At 56.5% G+C, this 20,487-nt stretch carries 15 protein-coding genes and 1 pseudogene; 6 read left to right on the top strand and 10 right to left on the bottom strand.

The genetic code is table 11. The annotated features are described in order from the left end of the window. The 4 genes from VF639_RS14590 to VF639_RS14575 form a co-directional block, all read left to right on the top strand. The coding region (locus tag VF639_RS14590) for an SDR family oxidoreductase (RefSeq protein ID WP_331146653.1) at nucleotides 1-427 on the top strand (427 nt) is incomplete at its 5' end. A 30-nt stretch (nucleotides 428-457) separates the two neighbouring features. Then, entirely contained in the window at nucleotides 458-1,945 is a 1,488-nt protein-coding gene (locus VF639_RS14585) for an arabinose isomerase (RefSeq protein WP_331146652.1), read from the top strand. A gap of 312 nt (nucleotides 1,946-2,257) precedes the next feature. After that, the gene (locus tag VF639_RS14580) at nucleotides 2,258-3,169 is read left to right on the top strand and encodes a helix-turn-helix transcriptional regulator (RefSeq protein WP_331146651.1); all 912 of its coding nucleotides are present in this window, start codon (nucleotides 2,258-2,260) and stop codon (nucleotides 3,167-3,169) included. A 155-nt stretch (nucleotides 3,170-3,324) separates the two neighbouring features. Then, complete coding sequence (locus VF639_RS14575; protein WP_331146650.1) at nucleotides 3,325-4,212, top strand: SDR family oxidoreductase; 888 nt, start codon at nucleotides 3,325-3,327, stop codon at nucleotides 4,210-4,212. A gap of 208 nt (nucleotides 4,213-4,420) precedes the next feature. On the opposite strand, the gene rplT is transcribed toward VF639_RS14575, so the two are convergent. The 9 genes and pseudogenes from rplT to VF639_RS14530 all read right to left on the bottom strand — a co-directional run bounded on the left by rplT (nucleotide 4,421) and on the right by VF639_RS14530 (nucleotide 17,005). After that, complete coding sequence (gene rplT, locus VF639_RS14570; protein ID WP_331146649.1) at nucleotides 4,421-4,765, bottom strand: 50S ribosomal protein L20; 345 nt, start codon at nucleotides 4,763-4,765, stop codon at nucleotides 4,421-4,423. Between the two features lie 155 nt (nucleotides 4,766-4,920). Then, a complete protein-coding gene (rpmI, locus tag VF639_RS14565) occupies nucleotides 4,921-5,115 on the bottom strand; it encodes a 50S ribosomal protein L35 (protein WP_331146648.1) in 195 nt (64 codons plus the stop codon). Between the two features lie 199 nt (nucleotides 5,116-5,314). Continuing rightward, nucleotides 5,315-5,872, bottom strand: a pseudogene (infC, locus tag VF639_RS14560) (translation initiation factor IF-3); the annotation flags it as partial. 289 nt (nucleotides 5,873-6,161) lie between these two features. Then, the gene (gene thrS, locus VF639_RS14555; RefSeq protein ID WP_331146647.1) at nucleotides 6,162-8,111 is read right to left on the bottom strand and encodes a threonine--tRNA ligase; all 1,950 of its coding nucleotides are present in this window, start codon (nucleotides 8,109-8,111) and stop codon (nucleotides 6,162-6,164) included. Between the two features lie 137 nt (nucleotides 8,112-8,248). Continuing rightward, on the bottom strand, nucleotides 8,249-9,337 hold the full coding sequence (locus VF639_RS14550) for a tetratricopeptide repeat protein (protein ID WP_331146646.1): 1,089 nt from the start codon (nucleotides 9,335-9,337) through the stop codon (nucleotides 8,249-8,251). A 168-nt stretch (nucleotides 9,338-9,505) separates the two neighbouring features. Beyond that, nucleotides 9,506-10,372 (bottom strand): tetratricopeptide repeat protein, encoded by an 867-nt coding sequence (locus VF639_RS14545; RefSeq protein ID WP_331146645.1) that lies wholly within the window; start codon nucleotides 10,370-10,372, stop codon nucleotides 9,506-9,508. Between the two features lie 125 nt (nucleotides 10,373-10,497). Next, nucleotides 10,498-11,532 (bottom strand): DUF4932 domain-containing protein, encoded by a 1,035-nt coding sequence (locus VF639_RS14540; protein ID WP_331146644.1) that lies wholly within the window; start codon nucleotides 11,530-11,532, stop codon nucleotides 10,498-10,500. A 102-nt stretch (nucleotides 11,533-11,634) separates the two neighbouring features. Then, nucleotides 11,635-14,415 carry a DNA gyrase/topoisomerase IV subunit A gene (locus tag VF639_RS14535; RefSeq protein WP_414654723.1) on the bottom strand — a complete coding sequence of 927 codons (2,781 nt, stop codon included), beginning with the start codon at nucleotides 14,413-14,415 and terminating at the stop codon, nucleotides 11,635-11,637. A gap of 664 nt (nucleotides 14,416-15,079) precedes the next feature. After that, complete coding sequence (locus tag VF639_RS14530) at nucleotides 15,080-17,005, bottom strand: DNA topoisomerase IV subunit B (protein WP_331146642.1); 1,926 nt, start codon at nucleotides 17,003-17,005, stop codon at nucleotides 15,080-15,082. A gap of 267 nt (nucleotides 17,006-17,272) precedes the next feature. Between VF639_RS14530 and VF639_RS14525 the strand changes: the two genes are divergently transcribed. Next, nucleotides 17,273-18,382 carry an AI-2E family transporter gene (locus VF639_RS14525; RefSeq protein WP_331146641.1) on the top strand — a complete coding sequence of 370 codons (1,110 nt, stop codon included), beginning with the start codon at nucleotides 17,273-17,275 and terminating at the stop codon, nucleotides 18,380-18,382. 187 nt (nucleotides 18,383-18,569) lie between these two features. Here VF639_RS14525 and VF639_RS14520 read toward each other — a convergent pair whose 3' ends face one another. Beyond that, nucleotides 18,570-19,571, bottom strand: a complete 1,002-nt coding sequence (locus VF639_RS14520; RefSeq protein ID WP_331146640.1) for a GNAT family N-acetyltransferase — start codon at nucleotides 19,569-19,571, stop codon at nucleotides 18,570-18,572. Nucleotides 19,572-19,958: 387 nt separating this feature from the next. Between VF639_RS14520 and VF639_RS14515 the strand changes: the two genes are divergently transcribed. After that, nucleotides 19,959-20,432 (top strand): ferritin-like domain-containing protein, encoded by a 474-nt coding sequence (locus VF639_RS14515; RefSeq protein ID WP_331146639.1) that lies wholly within the window; start codon nucleotides 19,959-19,961, stop codon nucleotides 20,430-20,432. Nucleotides 20,433-20,487 lie beyond the last annotated feature (55 nt).

The raw sequence follows: 20,487 nt of genomic DNA, 5'->3' as shown, positions 1-20,487 counted from the left end.
TGTTACCATCCTGCGCCAGCAAGGCTTAGGCGGCGACATCGTTAACATTGCCAGCAAGAACGGGCTGGTGGCGGGCCCCAACAACGTGGCCTACGGCACGGCCAAAGCGGCGCAGCTGCACATGAGCCGCTTGCTGGCCGCTGAGCTCGGGCCCGACAAGATCCGCGTCAACACCGTCAACCCCGATGCCGTGCTGCGCGGCTCCAAGATTTGGGAGGGCGAGTGGGCCGCCGGCCGGGCCAAGGCCTACGGTATCTCGGTGGAAGAGCTGCCGGCCCACTACGCCAAGCGCACCTTGCTCGGCGAGGAGCTGCTGGCCGAAGACATTGCCAAGGCCGTGCGCGTGTTCGTGGATGGTTCGCTAAGCAAGAGCACCGGCAACGTGCTCAACGTGGATGGCGGCGTGGCCATGGCTTTTGTTCGCTAGTAACTATCCGGTATCTTATAGCCACTACCCATGCAGCAGGTGTCATCCCCTTCCGTTGAATCATACGTTCAGCATAAACGCTCGATGAGCGAGGCCAGCAATTTCAAGGTAGGCCTGTTCGCCATTGGCCTCGATGCCTATTGGGACCAGTTTCCGGCTCTACGAGAAAGGTTAGAGGGCTACATAACGGTAGTCGAGGAGCAGTTGACCGCCATCCATTCGCAAGTGGTGAACCTAGGGCTTGTCGATAACATTGAAGGTGCCTTTGCTGCCGGCCGGCAGTTTCGGCAGGAAGATGTTGATATCATTTTCCTGTACGTAACCACCTATGCGCTATCGGCCACTGTTTTACCGGTGGTGCAGCGCGCCAAGGTGCCCGTCATCATCCTGAACCTGGCCCCCGAAGCAGCCATCGACTACGCAGCCTTTAACGCTCTAACCGACCGCACCAAAATGACCGGCGAGTGGCTGGCCTACTGCTCGGCCTGCCCGGTACCGGAAATAGCCAACGTATTCCGGCGCACCGGTATCCAGTTCCATCAAGTGACGGGGATGCTGCACGACGACCCGGAGTCCTGGCAAGAAATACAGGAGTGGGTAGAAGCCGCCCGCGTAGCCAATACCATGTCCTACAATCGTTTGGGCGTCATGGGTCACTACTACGGCGGCATGCTCGATATCTACTCTGACTTCACCCAACAGATTGCGCACTTCGGCGGCCACATCGAAATACTGGAGGTAGATGAGCTTTCCGCTTTGCGACAAACCGTGCCTGAAGACGCCGCCGAGGAACGGGTACGCCTTTTCCACGAATTATTCGATGTCCAAGCTGACTGCTCACAGGAGGAGCTACTGAAAGCCGCTCGCACATCGGTAGCCCTTGACTTGCTTGCGCAGCGCTACCAACTAGGCTCGTTGGCCTACTACTACAAAGGCAGCGGCGTACCTGAAAACGAGGCCACTATGAGTTCCATCATTCTTGGTACTTCACTGCTCACGGCCAACGGCATTCCCGTAGCCGGTGAGTATGAAATCAAGAATGCGCAAGCCATGAAAATCATGGACTGTTTCGGCGTAGGAGGCTCCTTCACGGAATACTACGCCGTCGACTTCAAAGCAGATGTGGTGCTAATGGGCCACGACGGGCCGGGCCATATTGCCATTGCCCAAGGCAAAACCAAAGTGCGCCCGCTCGTGGTGTACCACGGCAAAGTAGGCAGCGGCTTATCAGTTGAAATGGCGGTGCAGCATGGCCCAGTCACCCTGCTTTCTGTGGTAGATGGTTTCGACGGCAAGCTTCGGCTGCTGGTGGCAGAAGGCGAATCGGTACCCGGTCCCATTCTTGAAATTGGCAATACCAACAGTCGTTACCAGTTCCCCATCGGCGCCCGCAAGTTCATCAACGACTGGAACAGTTACGGTCCCGCTCACCACTGCGCCGTAGGCGTAGGCCATATAAGCAGCAAAATCCACAAGCTTGGCGCGCTGCTGAAGCTGGAAGTTATTCAGGTGTGTTAAGGTTATCTAACCCCAAGTTGCGGAGTAGCCCCAGCGGGGCGACAGGTTGGTAGTCAATTCCGTAACCAAGTGGCTAAAGCTCCAGCGGAGCGACACCTGCATGGCTGAAGTGTCGCCCCGTTGGGGCTTGGTAAACAGACAGTAGAAGCGGTTACCAACTTGTCGCCCCGCTGGGGCTACTCCACAACTTGGTTAGCTCACGTCCTTGCGCCTCGCCAACCCATCCAGGTGCCCGCAACGGTAGAAGCTGTTTAATTTAGAGCGGCGCCGCGCCGCAAACTCTTGCGGTGCGGTCCTGGTTCTAAAGTCGCTATGAAACCTACCTCGCTCGAAGCCCTATATGCCAAGTTCAAGCCCGTGGCCGGGGAAACGCCGCCCGACATGCAGCGCGAGTTGGGCCAGTTCGACGTTTTCAGCCTGGGTGCCCTGCGGCCCGGCCAGAGCCACCGCCCGCCCACGCCCTTCAACCGGCAGGCATTCTACAAAATCAGCCTCACCCACGGGCGCGGGCGCTTCGAACTCGCCGACCAAACCCTGGAGGTCGGACCGCACACCTTGTTTCTGGCCACGCCCCGCACGGCCTACCGCTGGGAGTCGGTGGGGGCCGCGCCCACGGGCTATTTCTGCATCTTCACCGATGCGTTTTTGCTGCCTACTAAGGGCGGCACGCTCGTGGAGGCGCTGCCGATATTCCAGCCCGGCGCCCGCCCGGCCGTCCCGCTAACGGAGGCGGAGTGGACGGCCGTAGAAACCATTTTCCAGAAAATGGTGCAGGAAATGGCAGCCGACTACGCCTATAAATACGACCTGCTGCGCACCTACCTGGTAGAGCTGATTCATGTGGCGCAGAAGCTACAGCCTCCCCCAGTCCCGGCCCTCCCTCCCGCCGCGAGCCGGGTAGCAACCCAGTTCACCGAACTGTTGGAGCAGCAGTTTCCGCTGGCCGGCCCGGCGCCGCACCCGCGCCTGCGCACGGCCAAAGACTACGCCGACCACCTGGCCGTGCACATCGTCCACCTCAACCGGGTATTGAAGCAGGCTACCGGCCACACTACCACCACCCTGATCAGCAACCGGATGGCGCAGGAAGCCAAGTTGCTCCTGAAACAACCCACCCGGAACGTCTCTGAAATAGCCGATCAGCTCGGCTTTGCCGATGTGGCGCATTTCTGCACCTTTTTCAAGCGCCACACCGGCCTCACGCCGGGTGATTTTCGGCGGTAGGGGTTTGGCAGATAAGCTATTTGTTTAACTGACGCAGTAACTGGTTTAACTGGCGCAGCCGGGCAGCCATTTGCTTGCCGGACCTTTACGGGGTACAAACGAGGTGGCGCCAACGTCCGCTCTTCGGTTTGTCGTTCACCCTAACGCAAGGCAGTATGAAAGTTTTCGTAACTGGTGCCACCGGCTTCATTGGCTTGGCTCTTATTCCAGAATTGCTCGAAGCAGGCCACCAGGTGCAGGGCCTGGCTCGCTCAGACAAATCAGCCAAGGCCCTGACTAATGCCGGGGCCGAGGCTCACCGCGGCTCGCTCGACGACCTCGACAGCCTGCGGCGCGGCGCCACCGCCGCCGATGGCGTGATTCACCTGGGTTTCGTAATTGATTTCACCAATTTTGCCGCCGCCGCCGAAACCGACCGGCGGGCCATCGAGGCGCTGGGGGACGCCCTGGCCGGCACCAACCGCCCCCTCGTCACCACGTCGGGGGTACTGGGTCTGGCCCCGCCCGGCCGCTTGGTCACCGAGCTGGATGCGGCCTCCCCCCATTCGCCCCGCCACTCCGATGCGGCCACCCTGGCCCAGGTAGCGAAGGGCGTGCGGGCCTCGGTGGTACGCCTCGCGCCGCTGGTACACGACAGCAGCTACTGCGGCTTCGCGGCCATGCTCATCCAGGCGGCGCGCCAGCAGAGCCTGGCCGTGTACTCGGGCGACGGTCACAACCGCTGGCCCGCCGTGCACCGGCTCGATGCCGCCAAGCTTTTCCAACTTGCTCTGGAGCGGGGCGTAGCCGGAGCCATCTACCACGGCGTGGCCGAGGAAGGTATTCCCATGCGCGAGCTAATGACCGTCATTGGCCGCCAGCTCAACTTACCAGTAGCGTCCAAATCGTCGGCAGAAGCGGAAGCGTACCTAGGGCCCATAGCCTCCTTCACGGCCTTGGACGCTCCCTCCTCAAGTGTGCTCACTCAGCAGCAGCTAGGCTGGCATCCCAGCCAGCCCGGCATCCTGGCCGACTTGGAGGAGGGTCGTTATTTCGGTAGCTAAGCCACCGAGCCGCAGGGCACCCCTAGCCTGCACTTTGCGAAGCCCACGCCAAGTCAGCGCCGCTACCAACTGCCTGTTCATCCATGGGCTCCGGCTACTGCAACGGGACTTAGCGTACTTTTCGCCCTGTTGCAATGGGAATCCTACCAACAAAAAGAGCCTGACCGGGCTGGTCAGGCTCTTTTTGTTGGTAGTAATCGAAACTAGACTACTTAATTTTCTCCACAACGCCACGGAAAGCCTCGGGGTGGTTCAGAGCCAAATCAGCCAGTACTTTGCGGTTCAGGTCGATGCCAGCCTTTTTCAGGCCGCCCATCAACTGCGAGTACGACAAGCCGTGCTCACGAGCACCGGCGTTTATACGCTGAATCCAAAGGGCGCGGAACTCGCGCTTCTTGGTTTTCCGGTCGCGGTAGGCATACAGCAGACCTTTTTCAACGGCGTTTTTGGCAACGGTCCAAACGTTCTTACGACGGCCGAAATAGCCTTTCGCCAAACGCATTACTTTTTTCCGACGGTGGCGCGAAGCCACGTGGTTGACACTTCTTGGCATAACCTGTTTGTTTTTTGGCGGTCGGCGACAGAGCAGTTTGCCTTGTCTTTGTTTTTAGCCGGACGCCTGGTTTAAATGTTTGAATGGGTACTTGCTGTTTGCTGATTGTTGAAACTGTCCTTACAAGCCAGCAATCAACAACCACCTTTCAGCAACTACATAGTAAGCATGTCTTTCACGCGGTTCATGTCCGCCGAGCTTACCAAGGTAACGTGCGTAAGATTACGCTTTTGCTTGGTTGTCTTTTTGGTCAGAATGTGGCTTTTGAAAGCGTGCTTACGCTTGATTTTGCCCGTGCCGGTCAGCGTGAAACGCTTTTTGGCGCCGGACTTGGTCTTCATTTTTGGCATTGTGGAGGTGATAAAAAGTGAAAAAATGCGGCGGTCGGCTGCCTAGGGCCGGGGCGCCAGCGTAGAAAATGGCCGAGGCCATAGCAAAAGCTAATTATTCAGCAGCAGGCTGTGTAGCCGCCTTCGGAGCCGGTTGGCCGGCTTTCTCCTTGCCTGGCTCCTTGCTAGCGCCAGCAGGAGCTGGGGCTGCCGGCTTAGGCTTGGCGGGTGCAGCTGCTTTGGGTGCCAAATACAGGAACATACGCTTGCCTTCCAGCTTGGGTAACTGCTCTACTTTAGCTAACTCCTCGAGAGCTTGCGCAAATTTGAGCAGCAGGATTTCACCCCGCTCTTTGAAGACAATACTACGGCCCACGAAGTGAACGTAAGCCTTGATCTTAGCACCTTCCTTCAGAAATTCCTGCGCGTGCTTCAGCTTGAAAGCGAAGTCGTGGTCGTCGGTGTTAGGACCGAAACGGATTTCCTTCAGGATAACTTTGGTTTGCTTTGCTTTCAATTCGCGCGTTTTCTTCTTCTGCTCGTACTTGAATTTCGAGTAGTCGATGACGCGGCAAACGGGCGGAACGGCAGTGGGCGAAATCTCAACAAGGTCGAGATTCTGCTCCTGCGCAAAGCGCCGGGCTTGATCAATTGAATAAATGCCTTGTTCGATGTTGTCACCGACGAGGCGCACTTCCCGAGCCGTAATCCTTTGGTTGATTTTAAACGGCTCCTCGACCTGAGCGCGAGGAATATAGCGGCGATTTGGGGTAGCTATGGCTGGTTCTCTTGAAAGGTGAGCTTAATTCTTTTCTAAGATTGAAAGGACATGAGACGAGCTCAATGGGTTCAATCAGCAGGCAAATATCCGCCATTTTTTCCAAACGCTCAAAAAAGGCTATATAAAATTACCCTCGAGCCAGAGAAAAAGCAACGGTTTATGGCAGCTACCAGAACCTTACGGGTAGCGGCGGCCTTTGTTCAGGCACTCCACAGAGAGTTAACTAATCTAACTAAGCCGCCCTGCCACGACACAGCCGAAGCAGGGCGGCTTGGTTGGATTGGTTTTACGCCGTCTTGCCGTCCATCATTTCAGCGACCTGCGTTTGGAAGCTCTTGATGAAATCAGCTATTGGCATGGAGCCGATGTCGCCTTCGCCGTGCTTGCGCACCGACACGATGCCGTTTTCCTGCTCCTTCTCCCCGACGATAAGCATGTACGGCACTTTCGACACCTCCGCGTCGCGGATTTTGCGGCCGATTTTCTCGTCGCGGTGGTCTACCGTACCGCGCAACTCGGCTTGAACCAGCGTATCGTGAATCCGTTGGGCATAGTCGTGGTACTTCTCGGAAATCGGGAGTACGGCGAACTGCTCGGGCGACAACCAGAGAGGGAAGTTACCGCCACAGTGTTCGATGAGCACGGCCACAAAACGCTCCAACGAACCAAACGGCGCCCGGTGAATCATGACGGGGCGTTGCCGCGAGTTGTCAGAAGCCACGTATTCCAGCTCGAAACGCTCGGGTAGGTTGTAGTCGACTTGGATGGTGCCAAGCTGCCACTTGCGGCCGAGAGCGTCGCGCACCATGAAGTCGAGTTTGGGGCCGTAGAAAGCCGCCTCGCCTAGCTCGGTTACGGTGTTGAGACCTTTCTCGGCGGCAGCTTCTTGAATGGCTGATTCGGCGCGAGCCCAATTCTCGTCGGACCCTATGTATTTAGTTTTGTTTTCCGGGTCGCGAAGGGAAATTTGAGCCGTGAAATCAGGAAAATCCAGCGCCTTAAGTACGTAAAGGACAATATCGATAACCTTGATAAACTCTTCCTTTACTTGATCGGGCCGGCAGAAGATGTGCGCATCGTCCTGAGTGAAACCGCGCACCCGCGTCAGGCCGTGCAGCTCGCCGCTTTGCTCGTAGCGATACACCGTGCCGAACTCGGCCAACCGCACCGGCAGGTCGCGGTACGAGCGGGGCTTGGACTTGTAGATTTCGCAGTGGTGCGGGCAGTTCATAGGCTTGAGGAAGAACTCCTCGCCCGGGTTCGGCGTCTTGATGGGCTGAAACGAATCGGCACCGTACTTCTCGTAGTGGCCGCTGGTTACGTACAGCTCCTTGGCCCCGATATGGGGTGTAACGACGGGCTGGTAACCGGCTTTCACCTGAGCGCGGCGCAGAAACTGCTCGAGCCGCTCGCGCAGCAGCGTGCCTTTGGGCAGCCACAAGGGCAGCCCCGCTCCTACTTTCTCGCTAAACGTAAACAGCTCCAACTCTTTGCCGAGCTTGCGGTGGTCGCGGCGCTTGGCCTCTTCCAGCCGCTCCAGATACTCGGTCAGCTCTTTGGCTTTAGGGAAAGTGATGCCGTAGATGCGCGTGAGCTGCTTGTTCTTTTCGTCGCCGCGCCAGTAGGCACCGGCCACGTTCAACAGCTTCACAGCCTTGATGGGGCTGGTATCGGGAATGTGCGGCCCGCGGCACAGGTCGGTGAAGTCGCCTTGCGTGTAGAAGGTGATAGAGCCATCTTCGAGGCGCTCAAGCAAATCCAGCTTATATGGGTCGGCCTTCTCGGTGAAGTAGGCAATGGCGTCGGTCTTGCTTACCGCCTTGCGCTCGTACTGGCTTTTCTTTTTGGCCAGTTCCAGGATCTTCTTCTCGATTTCGGGGAAGTCTTCGCTGGAAATAGTGCGGCCTTCGCCAAGGTCGATGTCGTAATAGAAACCGTTTTCGATGCTCGGACCGATGCCAAGCTTCACGCCGGGATATAGCGCTTCGAGGGCTTCGGCCAGCAAGTGCGCCGAAGAGTGCCAGAAAGTGGATTTACCGTCCTGGTCGTTCCAAGTGAGGATTTCCAAGTTGGCATCTTGGCCGATGGGACGGTGCAAGTCGCGCACTTCCCCGTTGACGCGGACGCCTAAGGCATTGCGGGCCAGGCCCTCACTGATACTGGATGCTACATCAAAGCCCGTGGCGCCATCTACAAACTGGCGCACCGAGCCGTCGGGGAGCGTGATGTTGATCATGAATTAGAAAATTTAGCTATACAAACAGCGTGAGGCCGCAAGTTAGGTTGAATGGTTGATTGTTGAATTGTTAAATGGTTGGTCGTTCATAAGGTGCAGTGAACGACCAACCATTTAACAATTCAACAATCAACCATTCAAAGTTTTGGGCGCAGCGACGAAATAGGCTCCAAACGCTCTTCCGGCACTACGGCCCGCCGGGGCGCTTCGTCGACGATGATGCCGCGGGCCCGATTGCCAATTTTCCACACCTTGTACGTCCAGTGCCGGTTGCCGGGGTTTTCGCCCACGAGCACTCGGTATTGCGTGGCAGCTTCTTCGTAGCGGCCGAGGCTCTCGAAGCTCTCAGCCAGCATTTCTCGGGCGCCAAGTAGCCGGGGTGCCCGCCGCAGGGCGCGTTGCAAATGCGGAATAGCAGCGGCGTACTTCCGGTTTTTGTAAGCTGCCATGGCCAAGCGGTAATCGGCCCGATAAAATGTGGTGTCGAGCAACACAACTCGGGCGTAAACGCGGACGGCGCTGTCGGGCTGGTTTTGCAGCTCGAACTGGCGGCCGTAGTCGTACCATAGCGGGCCGTAGGTGGGCGCCAGTTGCAAACCCCGAGCAGCATAAATAGCCGCCATCGCAGGCTGCCGGTAGGCATTAGAGAGAAACGCCAACTGATGCAGCGTTTCGGGCTGACGCGGGTCGCGGGAATAGCTGGCTCGCAGGTAGTCAAGTGCCTGCATGGTATCTTGCAGCCCAATGTAGGCGACCCCCTTGTAGAATAAAGCCGCCGTATGATCGGGCTCTTGCTGCAGCGCGCGGTCGAGGTAGTCGATGGCGGTTTGGTAGTTGCGGGAGGCCAGGTGCGTTTCGCCTACCAGCAAGTTCAACTCCGGCGAGGCATAGCCGTGCTCGGAGGCCACATCGGCGGCGGCAAGTGCTGCCTGGTACTTGCCTTGGGCTCGCAGGGCGCGGGCTTTAGTGAAGTGAAACTCACCGGGCGTATCATCAAGGTCCAGGGCTTGGTTGATATCCTGCAAGGCCGGTTCTACCTGGCCGGCATCAAGCCGAAAAGCCGCACGGCGGGCGTAAAGCGACGCATTGCGCGGCTGGCGGCTGATGGCGCCGTCCAGTTCTTCGGCCTGAATTTTCGGGCCGCTTTGCACGGTGGCCAGACTAACCATCGTTTCGGGCTGCTCTTCGTCGGCCATAGTAGTGCAGGCTGCTGTAGTCAGAAGCACAACGAGCGGCAGCAGAAATAAAAGGGGACGCGAAAAAGCCACGAGCACGAGTTTCAACCTACAATGATTCTGCAAAGGTAAAGATAGAGACTACGTGAGGCTACCAGGTTAACGCTGCGCGTATTCGCGGCTCTCTTCCATAGCTTTGTGAAGTTTCACTTGGGCTAGTTAATCCAACCCGCGCAAATGCTCCTGGACCTGCTTAAGCAGCTTACGATTGAGTTGGACCAACAGCTTGCGGCAGCGCCGGCTGATTTCCAACTCCTCGGCCGTAACGGGCGTGATTTCAATGGCATCCTGCAAAGCGGCTATGGCGCGGGTCCGCTGCTTCTCAGCAATATGGATACGCGCCAGGTCATAGGCAAACTGGATCCGCTGCGGCTCCAACTGGTGCGCTTTCGTCATGGCTTCAACCGCGGCAGCACTGCTGGCTCCGTCGGGCGTGCCGCCCAAAAAAAGCCGGCTGAATATCCGTTCCAAGATGTTGTAATGGTCGACGCGGAAGTGCCAGCGGCCGAGGAGCTGCCAGGCATCAGCAAAGTCGGGACGAGCAGTTACGGCCTTGAAAATGTAGGGCCGCATTTCGCGGTAAGCCAGCAGCCGGGCCCGAGACGTGAGTAGAGTTGCTTGGTTGGCTAACGCTAGGGCTTCAGCATAATTGCTTTCGGCGGCTTCCGGACGCACTACCAGGGCCCGGCTGGCATAGAGCCGGGCTGCCGAGAAGTAAGCAATCTTCCGGGTTTCGTCGGTGTAGCGGGCCCCGATGCGCACACTCAGGACGGCCGCTCGCCAGAGTGCCTCATAGGTAGCAGGCGCCTTGGCCAACACCAATTCGTATCGGGCCAACGCCTCCGATTCTTTGTATTGGTCCTGCAACGACTTCGCTTCTGCCAAGAGTTTGGTTATTTCGGCGGAAAGCGGTGATTCCACCTGCGGTGTGGGTTTAGGCCTCGTTCGCCAAAATTGCGCTTCGGCTGGCGCGGCCCACAGCCCCGTTAGCAACACCAGCACACACAAGCGAACAAGCAACTTCATAACAACGAACAAGCCCACAAAACTGTGGCTTTTACACCAGATATAAAGGCCAAGACGAGGATTAGCGTAAGCTAAGCAGCAGGGTGAAAGGACAATGTTACAACGGCAGCTTGCTTATGAGTAATTCAGGTGGCTTTTCGTTCCAGAAAGGCCACTATTTGCGAGTAGAAGCTTTCCAGAGACGGATACTGCCTGCGGTTGGCCGTGAATTGCTCTAGCAGCGCATGAAGCTCAAGGGCCAATTTGTACCGCTCGGCTTGGCTGGTAATTTCCGCTTGGCCACGGGCCGGGCCATTTTGCGCCGCCAGTATTTTAGCCACGCACACCCGCACCAGGAGTTCTTCCAGCTCGTTTTCCCATTCTGCTTCGGGTATGTCGCGGCCCTTGGTGGTTTTCAGAAATAAGCCTCGAATGCGCCGCAAACGAGCGTAATAGGCGCTAATAAACGGCTTGGTATAGATATGGGCCGCCTCGTGGGCTACTACATTCACTAAGGTCTGAAACCGAACCGGGCTGGCATCGGTGAGATGTTGCGTGGTGTCGGCCAAGTAAGCCAAACGGATGTAGCACTTACCGTCGGTTGAGGGAATGGCGTTGTGGCCTAGGTTATTGAGCAGATCAACAAATACCACGGTTTCTTTGAGCTGCTTGCTGCCGAAGAACTGCTGCGTAGCTTCCAGAATGCGGCTTTCCAGAATATCGTGCTCGACGGTGGCGCTGACTTCCTGGTAGAGCCGGCGGTGAGTTGTCAGAAACTGTGGCGTGTTGGCATCGAGGGTAAATGCATTCAGCTTATCGAGAAATACGGCGGCCGACGCGCTCCGCACATACGGCTTGGCAAGCGTCCCGACCAAACGAAAGGGTGTAGCAAACGAGAGAAACATCCCCTGCGACGCCACATCCATTCCGTCCCACTTCGGCAGTTGCCGGTACCAATTCAGCGACGGGTGCTGCATCCAGGGCTGAAAATAGCGCTTCGCCTCGGCATAGTACACCGACGGTGTGGGGCGGTCGGCCGCTTCGAGCGTATCGGCGGTGGCCAGGAAGTAAAACAGGCTGATTGCCTCGAAACGCGGGTCCACCTTCACCGTCAGCTTGGTTTGGGCGTACGCCGGCACCAGCAGCCAAGCCAGAAAAAGAGTAAGTAGGCGTCTCTGCATTGGCGCAAGCAGTTCGGTAACCAACCCGGCCCCTCGGCCGGCTTCTTCCCGAAAGTACAACGCCCCACTAGATTCTGGCGGGGCGTTGTTGGCAAGCTAAGCTTAGAACAGCTTCAGCTGCGACTTCGGGGTTTTAAGAATGGCCTGTGCCTGTGCTACTTCGGCGGCCGAAATATTCACGGGGCCGGTTAGCTCAGGTAGTGGCGCGCTCGGCTCGTTGGGGCTGTCTTCGGCGCCGGGACGTGGGATAGTAGCCGGGCCGCGCCTCTTGGCGGCTTCGCGACGCTGCGGCTCGGGGCCTTCGTCGGTGAGCAGCGTGGCGGCGTGAATCTTGAAGTAGTTGAGCTTGTTGCCCATGGCCTTCCACCCTTTCACGTCGATGAACTGATGCAAGTGAAGTTTTTCGCTTTCCTTATCGGCTTTCTTGTCGCGCTGCAACTTCACTTCCAACTGCGGCTCGGGATGGCAAGTGGCGCACAGCAGCTTCGAGCCTTTAGTCTCCGAAATGAAGATAAACCTCTTGTCCGACTTAGTGGTCTCAATACGGAACCGCTTCACGTAGTGCGTTTTGGTTTCGCCTTCGATGTAGACCGTGCTAACAACCGTTTCGGGCTCGAACTTGCGTAGCAGCACAATATTGGGCACGTCGAAGTGGAGAGTCGGATCAGGCGTCCTCAATTCGTAGCTTCCATCTTTATGCACCACCAATATCATATCGTCGGTGTCGAAGGTGCCGAGGTAGCGGCCGTGGCCGGCGGTGTTGAGGCGGCCCACCACTGCATCGAAGAACACTTCGCGCCCGCCAAGCGTGGAGTCGCCGAGGCTGGTACGGATGATTTTCTTGATGGGCTGCTTGGTTACAATGTTGCCCATAGAACCTTTGCCCTTGATGGCCAGCTCGGCAAAATCGAAGTCGAACTGCTTCACCCGCGCCGGCGCCTTGTCGGCCAGCTGTATGCTCACGATTTCCGACTCCGAGTTGGGGTTGGCCGTGAGATAAAGCGTTTTGGTGCCCTTGGTGCCTTTGGTGAGGTCGTAGGTTTTGTCACGGGTGATGCCCGTTACCAGGAAGCGCTTGGCGAAGCTGATGCCGGAGGCCCCATCCTGGTACACCATATTGTACACCAGCCGGTCGTCGTTCTTGTTGTAAACGCCCACGTGCAGAATGTCCTTGCCCACAAAGGTTTTTTCGGCAATGCGGGTCACCATAAACGTACCGTCGCGCTTGATGGCGATGATGTCGTCGAGGTCGGAGCAGCTGGTTACTTCTATCGCCTTTTCGTCCTTTTTCAGACCGTAGCCCACAAAACCATCAGCATAGTTCACGTAGAGCTTCTGATTGGCCACGGCTACTTTCTGCGCCGTTACCACGTCGAAGGTGCGGAGCTGCGTTTTCCGCTCGCGGTTCTGACCATATTTTTTCAGCAGGCCCTCGAAGTAGTTGATGGCATAGCGCGTGAGGTTGGCCAGGTGGTCGGCTACTTCGTCCAACTCGGTTTCCAGCTTCTGAATGTACTCTTCGGCCTTGAAGCCGTCGAACTTGCTGATGCGCTTAATGCGGATTTCGGTGAGACGGGTTAGGTCGTCTTCCTCAATGGCCCGGCGCAGCACAATGCGCGTGTCGTTGGTTTTGGGCTTCTCCCCTTCTATGCGCACGAACTTCTTCAGGCCGGTATCAATCGTGGTTAGAATGTCTTCCCACGTTTCGCACTCCTCGATTTTGCGGTAGATGCGATTTTCAATGAAAATCTTCTCCAGCGAAGCCGAATGCCACTTTTCCTGTAGCTCTTCCTGCCTGATTTCCAGCTCCCGTTCCAGCAGACGCACCGTTTTTTGGGTGCTCAGCCGCAGCATATCCTCCACGCCCACAAAGCGCGGCTTGTCCTCGATGATAACGCAGGTGTTGGGCGAAATGCTAACCTCGCAGTCAGTGAAGGCATACAGCGCGTCCATGGTTAGGTCTGGCGACACGCCCGTGGGCAGATGCACCTGAATTTCCACCGCCGCCGCCGTGTTGTCGACCACCTTCCGAATCTTGATCTTGTTGGCTTCCGAGGCCTTCACGATGCTTTCCATCAGCGCCGTGGTGGTGGTACCATACGGAATGTCGCGGATGACGAGCAGAGTCTTGTCGAACTTCTCGATGGTGGCGCGCAGGCGGATTTTAGCCCCGCGCAGGCCACCGTTGTAGTTCGTTACGTCGCAGAGGCCGCCGGTCGGGAAGTCGGGGAAGAGTTGAATATCACGCCCGCGCAGCACGTCGATGCTGGCTTTGCACAACTCGCGGAAGTTGTGGGGCATGATTTTGGTGCTCAAACCTACGGCAATGCCTTCTACCCCCTGCGCAAGCAGCAGCGGAAACTTTACGGGCAGCGTGGTCGGCTCGCGCTTCCGACCGTCGTAGCTCATTTGCCACTCGGTGATATCGGGGTTGAAAACCACATCGAGGGCAAACTTACTGAGACGGGCTTCGATGTAGCGCGGAGCAGCGGCACCGTCGCCGGTACGGATGTCGCCCCAGTTGCCCTGGGTTTCAATCAGCAGATCCTTTTGCCCCAAGTTCACCATGGCGTCACCAATAGAGGCGTCGCCGTGGGGGTGGTACTGCATGGTTTGCCCAATGACGTTGGCTACTTTGTTGAAGCGGCCATCATCCATTTCCTTCATGGCGTGCAGAATGCGGCGCTGCACGGGCTTCAATCCGTCTTCAATGGCGGGTACAGCCCGCTCCAGAATTACGTAGCTGGCGTAGTCCAGAAACCAGTTCTGGTACATGCCATTCACAGTGGCTACGTCGTGGATGGTTTCACCGGGCGCAAACTTCGGCTCCTCCTCGGTTACCGGAATTTCCTGCGTGGCAAGTTCGGTCTCGACGGCGGCCATTTCAAGCTGCAGCTCATCGTCGTCTGACTCGGTGCTGCCAGTCGCAGCGTCGCTGGTGAAATCAATGGTGTCGCCGGGGCTGAACAGCTCGGCGGGTACATCGTGCTCGGGAGAATCGGGGTTGACCACAGACAGTAGGGATTGGTCAGCAGAAGAAAACATACGAAGTATCGTCAAAAGTACCGCTAGTTAGGCAGAATGCCACCATCCTTAAGTGATAGCGCCTTCCTCAAAGTTCCTAAATTTTTTAGTTATTACAAACTATCAATACCAGCATTCACTGCTATTTTCAGTTGAATCAGGCGTGTTTCAATGAATTTTATTGCCAATCAGCTTAGCACTGCTTTTAACTAATATATTCCGATGAACGCTCGAGCTTTAACCAGTGCCACCCAAACCCGTTACCGACTTAATTAACCGCAGCTTTTCGAGCAGCTTTGAACCTGTTTCTTGAAGGCAGGAGGTGTAGCGCGAAGCCTGCGTTTCGGGTGTCGTGACACGATGAAGCCGCAACGCTGCATCGAGTTTCGTTCACCTAGGCGCAGGGTTCGCGCAACAGCCTTGTTCACTGAGCCGCCCCGGCAAAACAACCTTACCAAGGGGTAAAATCGTTCGGCCGGGGCGGCTAGGATTAGCAACTGCGGTGGTTGCTGAATGCTTGTGGCTACGCCAGATCTTCCTCGGGCACTTCGGCCACCGGCAACACGTCGGAAGTCACCAAATCCTTTTCCAGACGCAGGTTTTCGATGATGAATTCCTGGCGGGCGGGGGTGTTCTTGCCCATGTAGTAGTTGAGCACCTGCTGAATGCTGCGGTCCGATTGCAGAATGACGGGTTCCAGCTTGATGTTGTCGCCAATGAACTTGCCGAATTCATCGGGCGAAATCTCACCTAAACCTTTAAAACGCGTTACCTCGGGGTTGCGGCCAAGCTGGCGCATGGCGTTCTGCTTTTCCTGCTCGTTGTAGCAGTAGATGGTGGTTTTCTTGTTGCGGACGCGGAAGAGCGGCGTTTCCAAGATGAACACGTGGCCGTTGCGCACCAAGTCGGGGAAGAACTGCAGGAAGAACGTGAGCAGCAGCAAGCGGATGTGCATGCCATCAACGTCGGCGTCGGTGGCTACAACCACGCGGTTGTAGCGCAGGCCTTCTATGCCTTCCTCGATGTTGAGGGCGTGTTGCAGCAGGTTCAGCTCTTCGTTCTCGTATACGATCTTCTTTTTCAGCCCGAAGCAGTTCAAGGGCTTACCGCGCAAGCTGAATACGGCCTCCGTTTCCACGTTGCGACTCTTGGTAATGGAGCCTGAGGCGGAATCTCCTTCGGTGATGAAGAGCGTGGTTAAGGCTTCCTGCTCCTGCTTGCCTTCGCCGAGGTGGAAGCGGCAGTCGCGGAGCTTGCGGTTGTGCAGGTTGGCTTTCTTGGCGCGCTGATTGGCCAGCTTCTTCACGCCAGCCATATCCTTCCGCTCCCGCTCGTTCTGCTCGATGCGCTTACGAAGGGCTTCGGCTGTATTCGGGTTCTTGTGCAGGTAGTTATCGAGGTGCTCCTTTACGAAGTCCAGGATAAAGCCGCGCACTGAGGGGCCGTCGTGGCCCATATTGATCGAACCGAGCTTGGTTTTGGTTTGGCTCTCGAATACCGGCTCCTGCACCCGCACCGAAATGGCGGCCACAATCGAGCCCCGGATATCGGCGGCATCGTATTCTTTCTTGTAGAACTCGCGCAGAGTTTTCACTACGGCCTCACGGAAGGCAGCCAGGTGCGTACCGCCCTGCGTGGTGTACTGGCCGTTCACGAACGAGTAGTACTCTTCGCCGTAGTCGTTGCCGTGGGTCAGCGCCAGCTCGATGTCCTCCCCTTTCAGGTGAATAATATCGTAGCGGCGGCTTTCCTCGTCGATTTTGCGAGAAAGCAAGTCGAACAGGCCTCGCTCGGAGTAGTACTTCTGGCCGTTGAAGTTGATAGTCAGCCCGGCGTTCAGGTAAACGTAGTTCCAGATCTGATTTTCGAGGTACTCCGGGATGAAACGGTAGTTGCGGAAAATCGTATCGTCGGGCTGAAATGTGATGAGCGTACCGTTGCGCTGGCTGGTTTTCACCGCCTTGGGATCTTGCACGAGGTTGCCCTGCGAAAACTCCGCCGACTTCATCAAGCCCTCGCGCACGCTCTGCACCAAAAAGTAATTGCTGAGCGCATTAACCGCCTTAGTGCCGACGCCGTTTAACCCAACAGATTTCTGAAAGACCTTGCTGTCGTATTTGCCGCCCGTATTAATCTTGCTTACTACATCGACCACCTTACCAAGCGGAATACCGCGCCCGTAATCGCGCACCTGCACGCGCTGGTCGGATATTTTGATGTCGATGGTGCGGCCGTGGCCCATCACGTGCTCGTCAATCGAGTTGTCGATAACTTCTTTCACCAACACATAGATGCCATCGTCGTAAGCAGAACCGTCGCCGAGCTTGCCAATGTACATGCCGGGCCGTAGCCGGATATGTTCGCGCCAGTCCAGGGAGCGGATGCTGTCTTCGGTGTAGCCATGGTCGGGCACGGCAACGGTAGCAGGGAGTACTTCTAGTTCAGCCATCGAGAAAACGGTAATCAAATTCGAGGTAAAATAACGCAGAAAATAGCCGTTTCCGCGCTTTTATTTCGCTAGCCAAGTTAGCAAAATAGTAGCTCTCAACCACGTTTCCTTCGCCTTTGTTCCCGGATTATTTTCACAAACTGCCTACAATAGCCTTTTTTTCGCCTCAGATTTTACCAATAATTTTAGCATATGCAGTCACCTGCCACTCAACATCATTTGCCGCCGCCTAGCCATAAGGCAAGCGAGCCGGTAAAGCAAGCTCCAATGATTCAGTTCGCCTTTTTCATGCTGGGGGCGGTTTTGCTGATCTATACGCTGCGCGTTCTTGACGACATCTTACTACCCCTGGTCTTTTCGGCCCTGCTCTCGCTGCTGCTTTTACCGCTCTGCCGCTGGTTTGAAGAACACGGCATCGGCAGGGTCTGGGCCATTATTCTGTGTTTGCTGATCTTGATTTCCATATTCGTCGGTATCATTCTCGGCTTTGGCTCGCAGCTCACGCAGTTCAAAGGCGAGCTGCCGAAGCTGCAAGTGAAGCTGATGGACTTTTTCAACACTACACAGGAATGGGCCCGGGTGAAGTTCAATTACACACCCATGAGCCTGGAAGACGTGAAAGACTCCACCCTCAACGTGCTCAAAAAGTCGGGCGGCTCTTACCTGGGTACCACGCTCAACATCACGACCTCGGCGCTTAGCAACTTAGCTCAGGTGTTTATCTACATCTTCTGCTTGCTGCTTTACCGGGACCACCTGCGGCAGTTCATGTTCCGGTTTGTAAAGCCCGAGAAGCGCACATCGGCCCTGCATACTATGGACAGCATCCAGACGGTGGTACAAGCCTATATTTCCGGTTTGCTGAAGGTTATTGCCATTGTGGCCATATTGAATGCCATTGGACTGTTGGCATTGGGGGTGAAGTTTGCGGTCTTCTTTGCCATTTTTGCTTCGGTGCTGGCCATCATTCCTTACATCGGTATCATGATTGGCGCCGCGCTGCCGGCCATTGTAACGTTGGTTGAAACCGGCTCTCCGGTGAAGGCCGCCGGCGTGGTTGGCGTGTTTCTGGTGGTGCAGTTTCTGGAAGGCAACTTCATCACGCCCATGATTACCGGCTCGCAAGTGAGCATCAACCCGCTGGCAGCTATTCTGGCCCTGATTCTGGGTAATGCGCTGTGGGGCACGCCCGGCATGATCCTGAGCATTCCGCTGATGGCCGTTATTAAAGTGGTGCTGGATTCCAACAAAGCAACCGAGCCCTGGGGCTTCTTGCTCGGGGATACGGCCGAGGGCGAAGATTCTACCAAGCCCGGTAGTCAGACGCCCAACTTCATCGGCCGCCTATGGGCCAGACTTCGGGGAGCACCTTCTTAGGGAAAGTAACTGAACAGCGGAGTAACTAAGTATTCTGGTGTTCATATGGGAGGATGCGACGATGCACTTCTTGCTCCACTCGCTTAAGCCAGCTTAAGAATGTAACAAGCCCTTGCGTCTCGCACGTCAAGGGCTTGTCTTTTTTAATGACAGTTTGTAGCGACTTACCACGCACCGCCTTACTCAGCTATTCAGCTACTCTTAAAGGAAGTAGGTAGGTATCCAGCACTTCCGTTGCGGCTCCGAAGCCTTCTTTTTGGTTTAGCAGTCCCGCATTCACCAAGCCCGTGTCTTGCTTGGTGGACGTGCCGAAGGATAGGCGCTTGAAGCCCGCCGATTTCTCGCGGATCAGGTGTGCCAATATTGCGTCGACGGCGCCTACTTGCTTGCCACGGGGGCTGCCAGCAATGTACTGCGTGTGGGCAAAGCCTTGCCGAACGTCCTGAAACACCAGCACGCCGGCTACCATCTCCTCTCCTACGTACGCCACCCATAGTTCCAAGTGGCCAGGATTTCGGTCGCGCAGGCCACTTATTTCGGCGAGCGTATGCACGGGCTGGCAGCCGTAGGTGGTTAGGAGGTTGGCGGTAAGGAGTTGCCAATAAGGCGCGTAGTCGTGCCCTGTTGCTTGCTGCACCACCACACCGTGGCGGCGGGCTTTGCGCAGGTTGCCACGCCGCCAGGTTCCAATGCGGATGGGCTGCGTTAAATCCAGCACCGCAATAAGCTCGCGCGCTTGGAGCACGGCCCCTTGCTGGTGCAGCCAGAACAACAAGCTTTCGGAAGGCTGCCGGCTGAACACCCGCGGCACGGGCTTAATCAGCAGCTGCTGGAAGCCTGCCGCCTGCCACGCGGCCCGTAGCAAGTCCAGCATGACCACCAACTCGGCGTATTTCACGCCGGGCACCGTCACGAGGCCGCCGTAGGTGAGGCCGGGATGCGCCACCAGCGTGGCAGGAGCCAGAGTGTCGCGGGCAACTGCGGCGGCGAAGATGGCCCGTAGCTTAGTACCCTGCCAAAGCAGCCAGGAATGGTCGGTGAACCGGTCTTGGTGGTAGTCCATGAAGGAGCGGGCGAACAGGAAGGGCCCGTTGGCAGAGGTTGCCACCAGCGCGTCCCACGTGGCCGCGTGGCTCGGCGTGTATGTCTCAACCCGCATGGTGTGCGGTGGCAGCAGGAGGCTTTTCATAAGGCAAGCGGCAAAGCTGCCAGCAAATCCCGTGAAGCGGCGTGGGCCAAGCGAGCCGCTCCAGTTTGCTTGAACTTCAGCAAACGTGGGACGGACGGCGAGACTTGAAAAACCTTCATAAACGACGATAAATAGCAAACCTACCAGCACGTACCGCAAAGCACCGGCCAGGGCAAAGATCAAGGCCAAAAGTAGAGGTTAACGGGCGAACCGGCAACCAGGCGCCTTCCGGCAACTGAACCATAGGCTGTTAAAAAACCGAATCGTAAAGCTAAATTTTATACTCGTCTGCTGACAACCTGCAGCACGTTCGATAGGTATACAGGCTAGTGCGAGTAGCTCAGGCTATTTGCTTCACTTCTTTTCCACAGGCTAAACTTTTCAATCATGGCTGCTATCACTGGCGATATCGCCCGCGCTTACAATGACCTTGTAGAAATCAACAAAACCGCTGCTAAAGGCTATCAGGAAGCGTCTGAAGGTGCTTCCAGTGGAGAGTTGAAGAGTCAGTTCAGCAAACTAAGCCAGCAGCGTGCGCAATTCGCTTCCGAGCTAACCCAACACGCGCAGCAATTCGGTATAAATCCTGAAGAAGGCAACACCATCGAAGGCTTGGCTACTGATGCTGCGGCCGCTGTACACCGTGGCTGGATCAACATTAAATCGGCTATTACCGGCCAGAGCGACGCTGCCATTCTAGGTGAGTGCGAAACCGGCGATGCAACAGCTTTGCAGGCTTACGAAACAGCACTGAAATCGGCGGAGCTACCTACGGAAGCCCGTACGGTTATCGAGCAGCAGCACGGCGAGATTCTGTCGGCTAAAAACTGGATTACGCAGCAGAAAGCAGTTAGCCACTAGGCTAGCAAAAGTATTTGCAAACAAAAAAGGTCCGCTTCGTGCGGGCCTTTTTTGT

This window comes from Hymenobacter sp. (assembly GCF_036387835.1).
In the GTDB taxonomy this organism is placed as follows: domain Bacteria; phylum Bacteroidota; class Bacteroidia; order Cytophagales; family Hymenobacteraceae; genus Hymenobacter.
The sequence above is the reverse complement of the archived record's forward strand: the minus strand, read 5'-3'. Positions and strand labels throughout refer to the sequence as shown.

Bases quoted from the DNA above. Each gene is read 5' to 3' on its own strand.
- VF639_RS14515 (WP_331146639.1), top strand. From the start codon at position 19,959: ATGGCTGCTATCACTGGCGATATCGCCCGCGCTTACAATGACCTTGTA.
- VF639_RS14545 (WP_331146645.1), bottom strand. From the start codon at position 10,372: ATGAAGTTGCTTGTTCGCTTGTGTGTGCTGGTGTTGCTAACGGGGCTG.
- rplT (WP_331146649.1), bottom strand. From the start codon at position 4,765: ATGCCAAGAAGTGTCAACCACGTGGCTTCGCGCCACCGTCGGAAAAAA.
- VF639_RS14540 (WP_331146644.1), bottom strand. From the start codon at position 11,532: ATGCAGAGACGCCTACTTACTCTTTTTCTGGCTTGGCTGCTGGTGCCG.
- VF639_RS14575 (WP_331146650.1), top strand. From the start codon at position 3,325: ATGAAAGTTTTCGTAACTGGTGCCACCGGCTTCATTGGCTTGGCTCTT.
- VF639_RS14530 (WP_331146642.1), bottom strand. From the start codon at position 17,005: ATGGCTGAACTAGAAGTACTCCCTGCTACCGTTGCCGTGCCCGACCAT.
- VF639_RS14525 (WP_331146641.1), top strand. From the start codon at position 17,273: ATGATTCAGTTCGCCTTTTTCATGCTGGGGGCGGTTTTGCTGATCTAT.
- thrS (WP_331146647.1), bottom strand. From the start codon at position 8,111: ATGATCAACATCACGCTCCCCGACGGCTCGGTGCGCCAGTTTGTAGAT.
- rpmI (WP_331146648.1), bottom strand. From the start codon at position 5,115: ATGCCAAAAATGAAGACCAAGTCCGGCGCCAAAAAGCGTTTCACGCTG.
- VF639_RS14520 (WP_331146640.1), bottom strand. From the start codon at position 19,571: ATGAAAAGCCTCCTGCTGCCACCGCACACCATGCGGGTTGAGACATAC.
- VF639_RS14580 (WP_331146651.1), top strand. From the start codon at position 2,258: ATGAAACCTACCTCGCTCGAAGCCCTATATGCCAAGTTCAAGCCCGTG.
- VF639_RS14535 (WP_414654723.1), bottom strand. From the start codon at position 14,415: ATGGCCGCCGTCGAGACCGAACTTGCCACGCAGGAAATTCCGGTAACC.
- VF639_RS14585 (WP_331146652.1), top strand. From the start codon at position 458: ATGCAGCAGGTGTCATCCCCTTCCGTTGAATCATACGTTCAGCATAAA.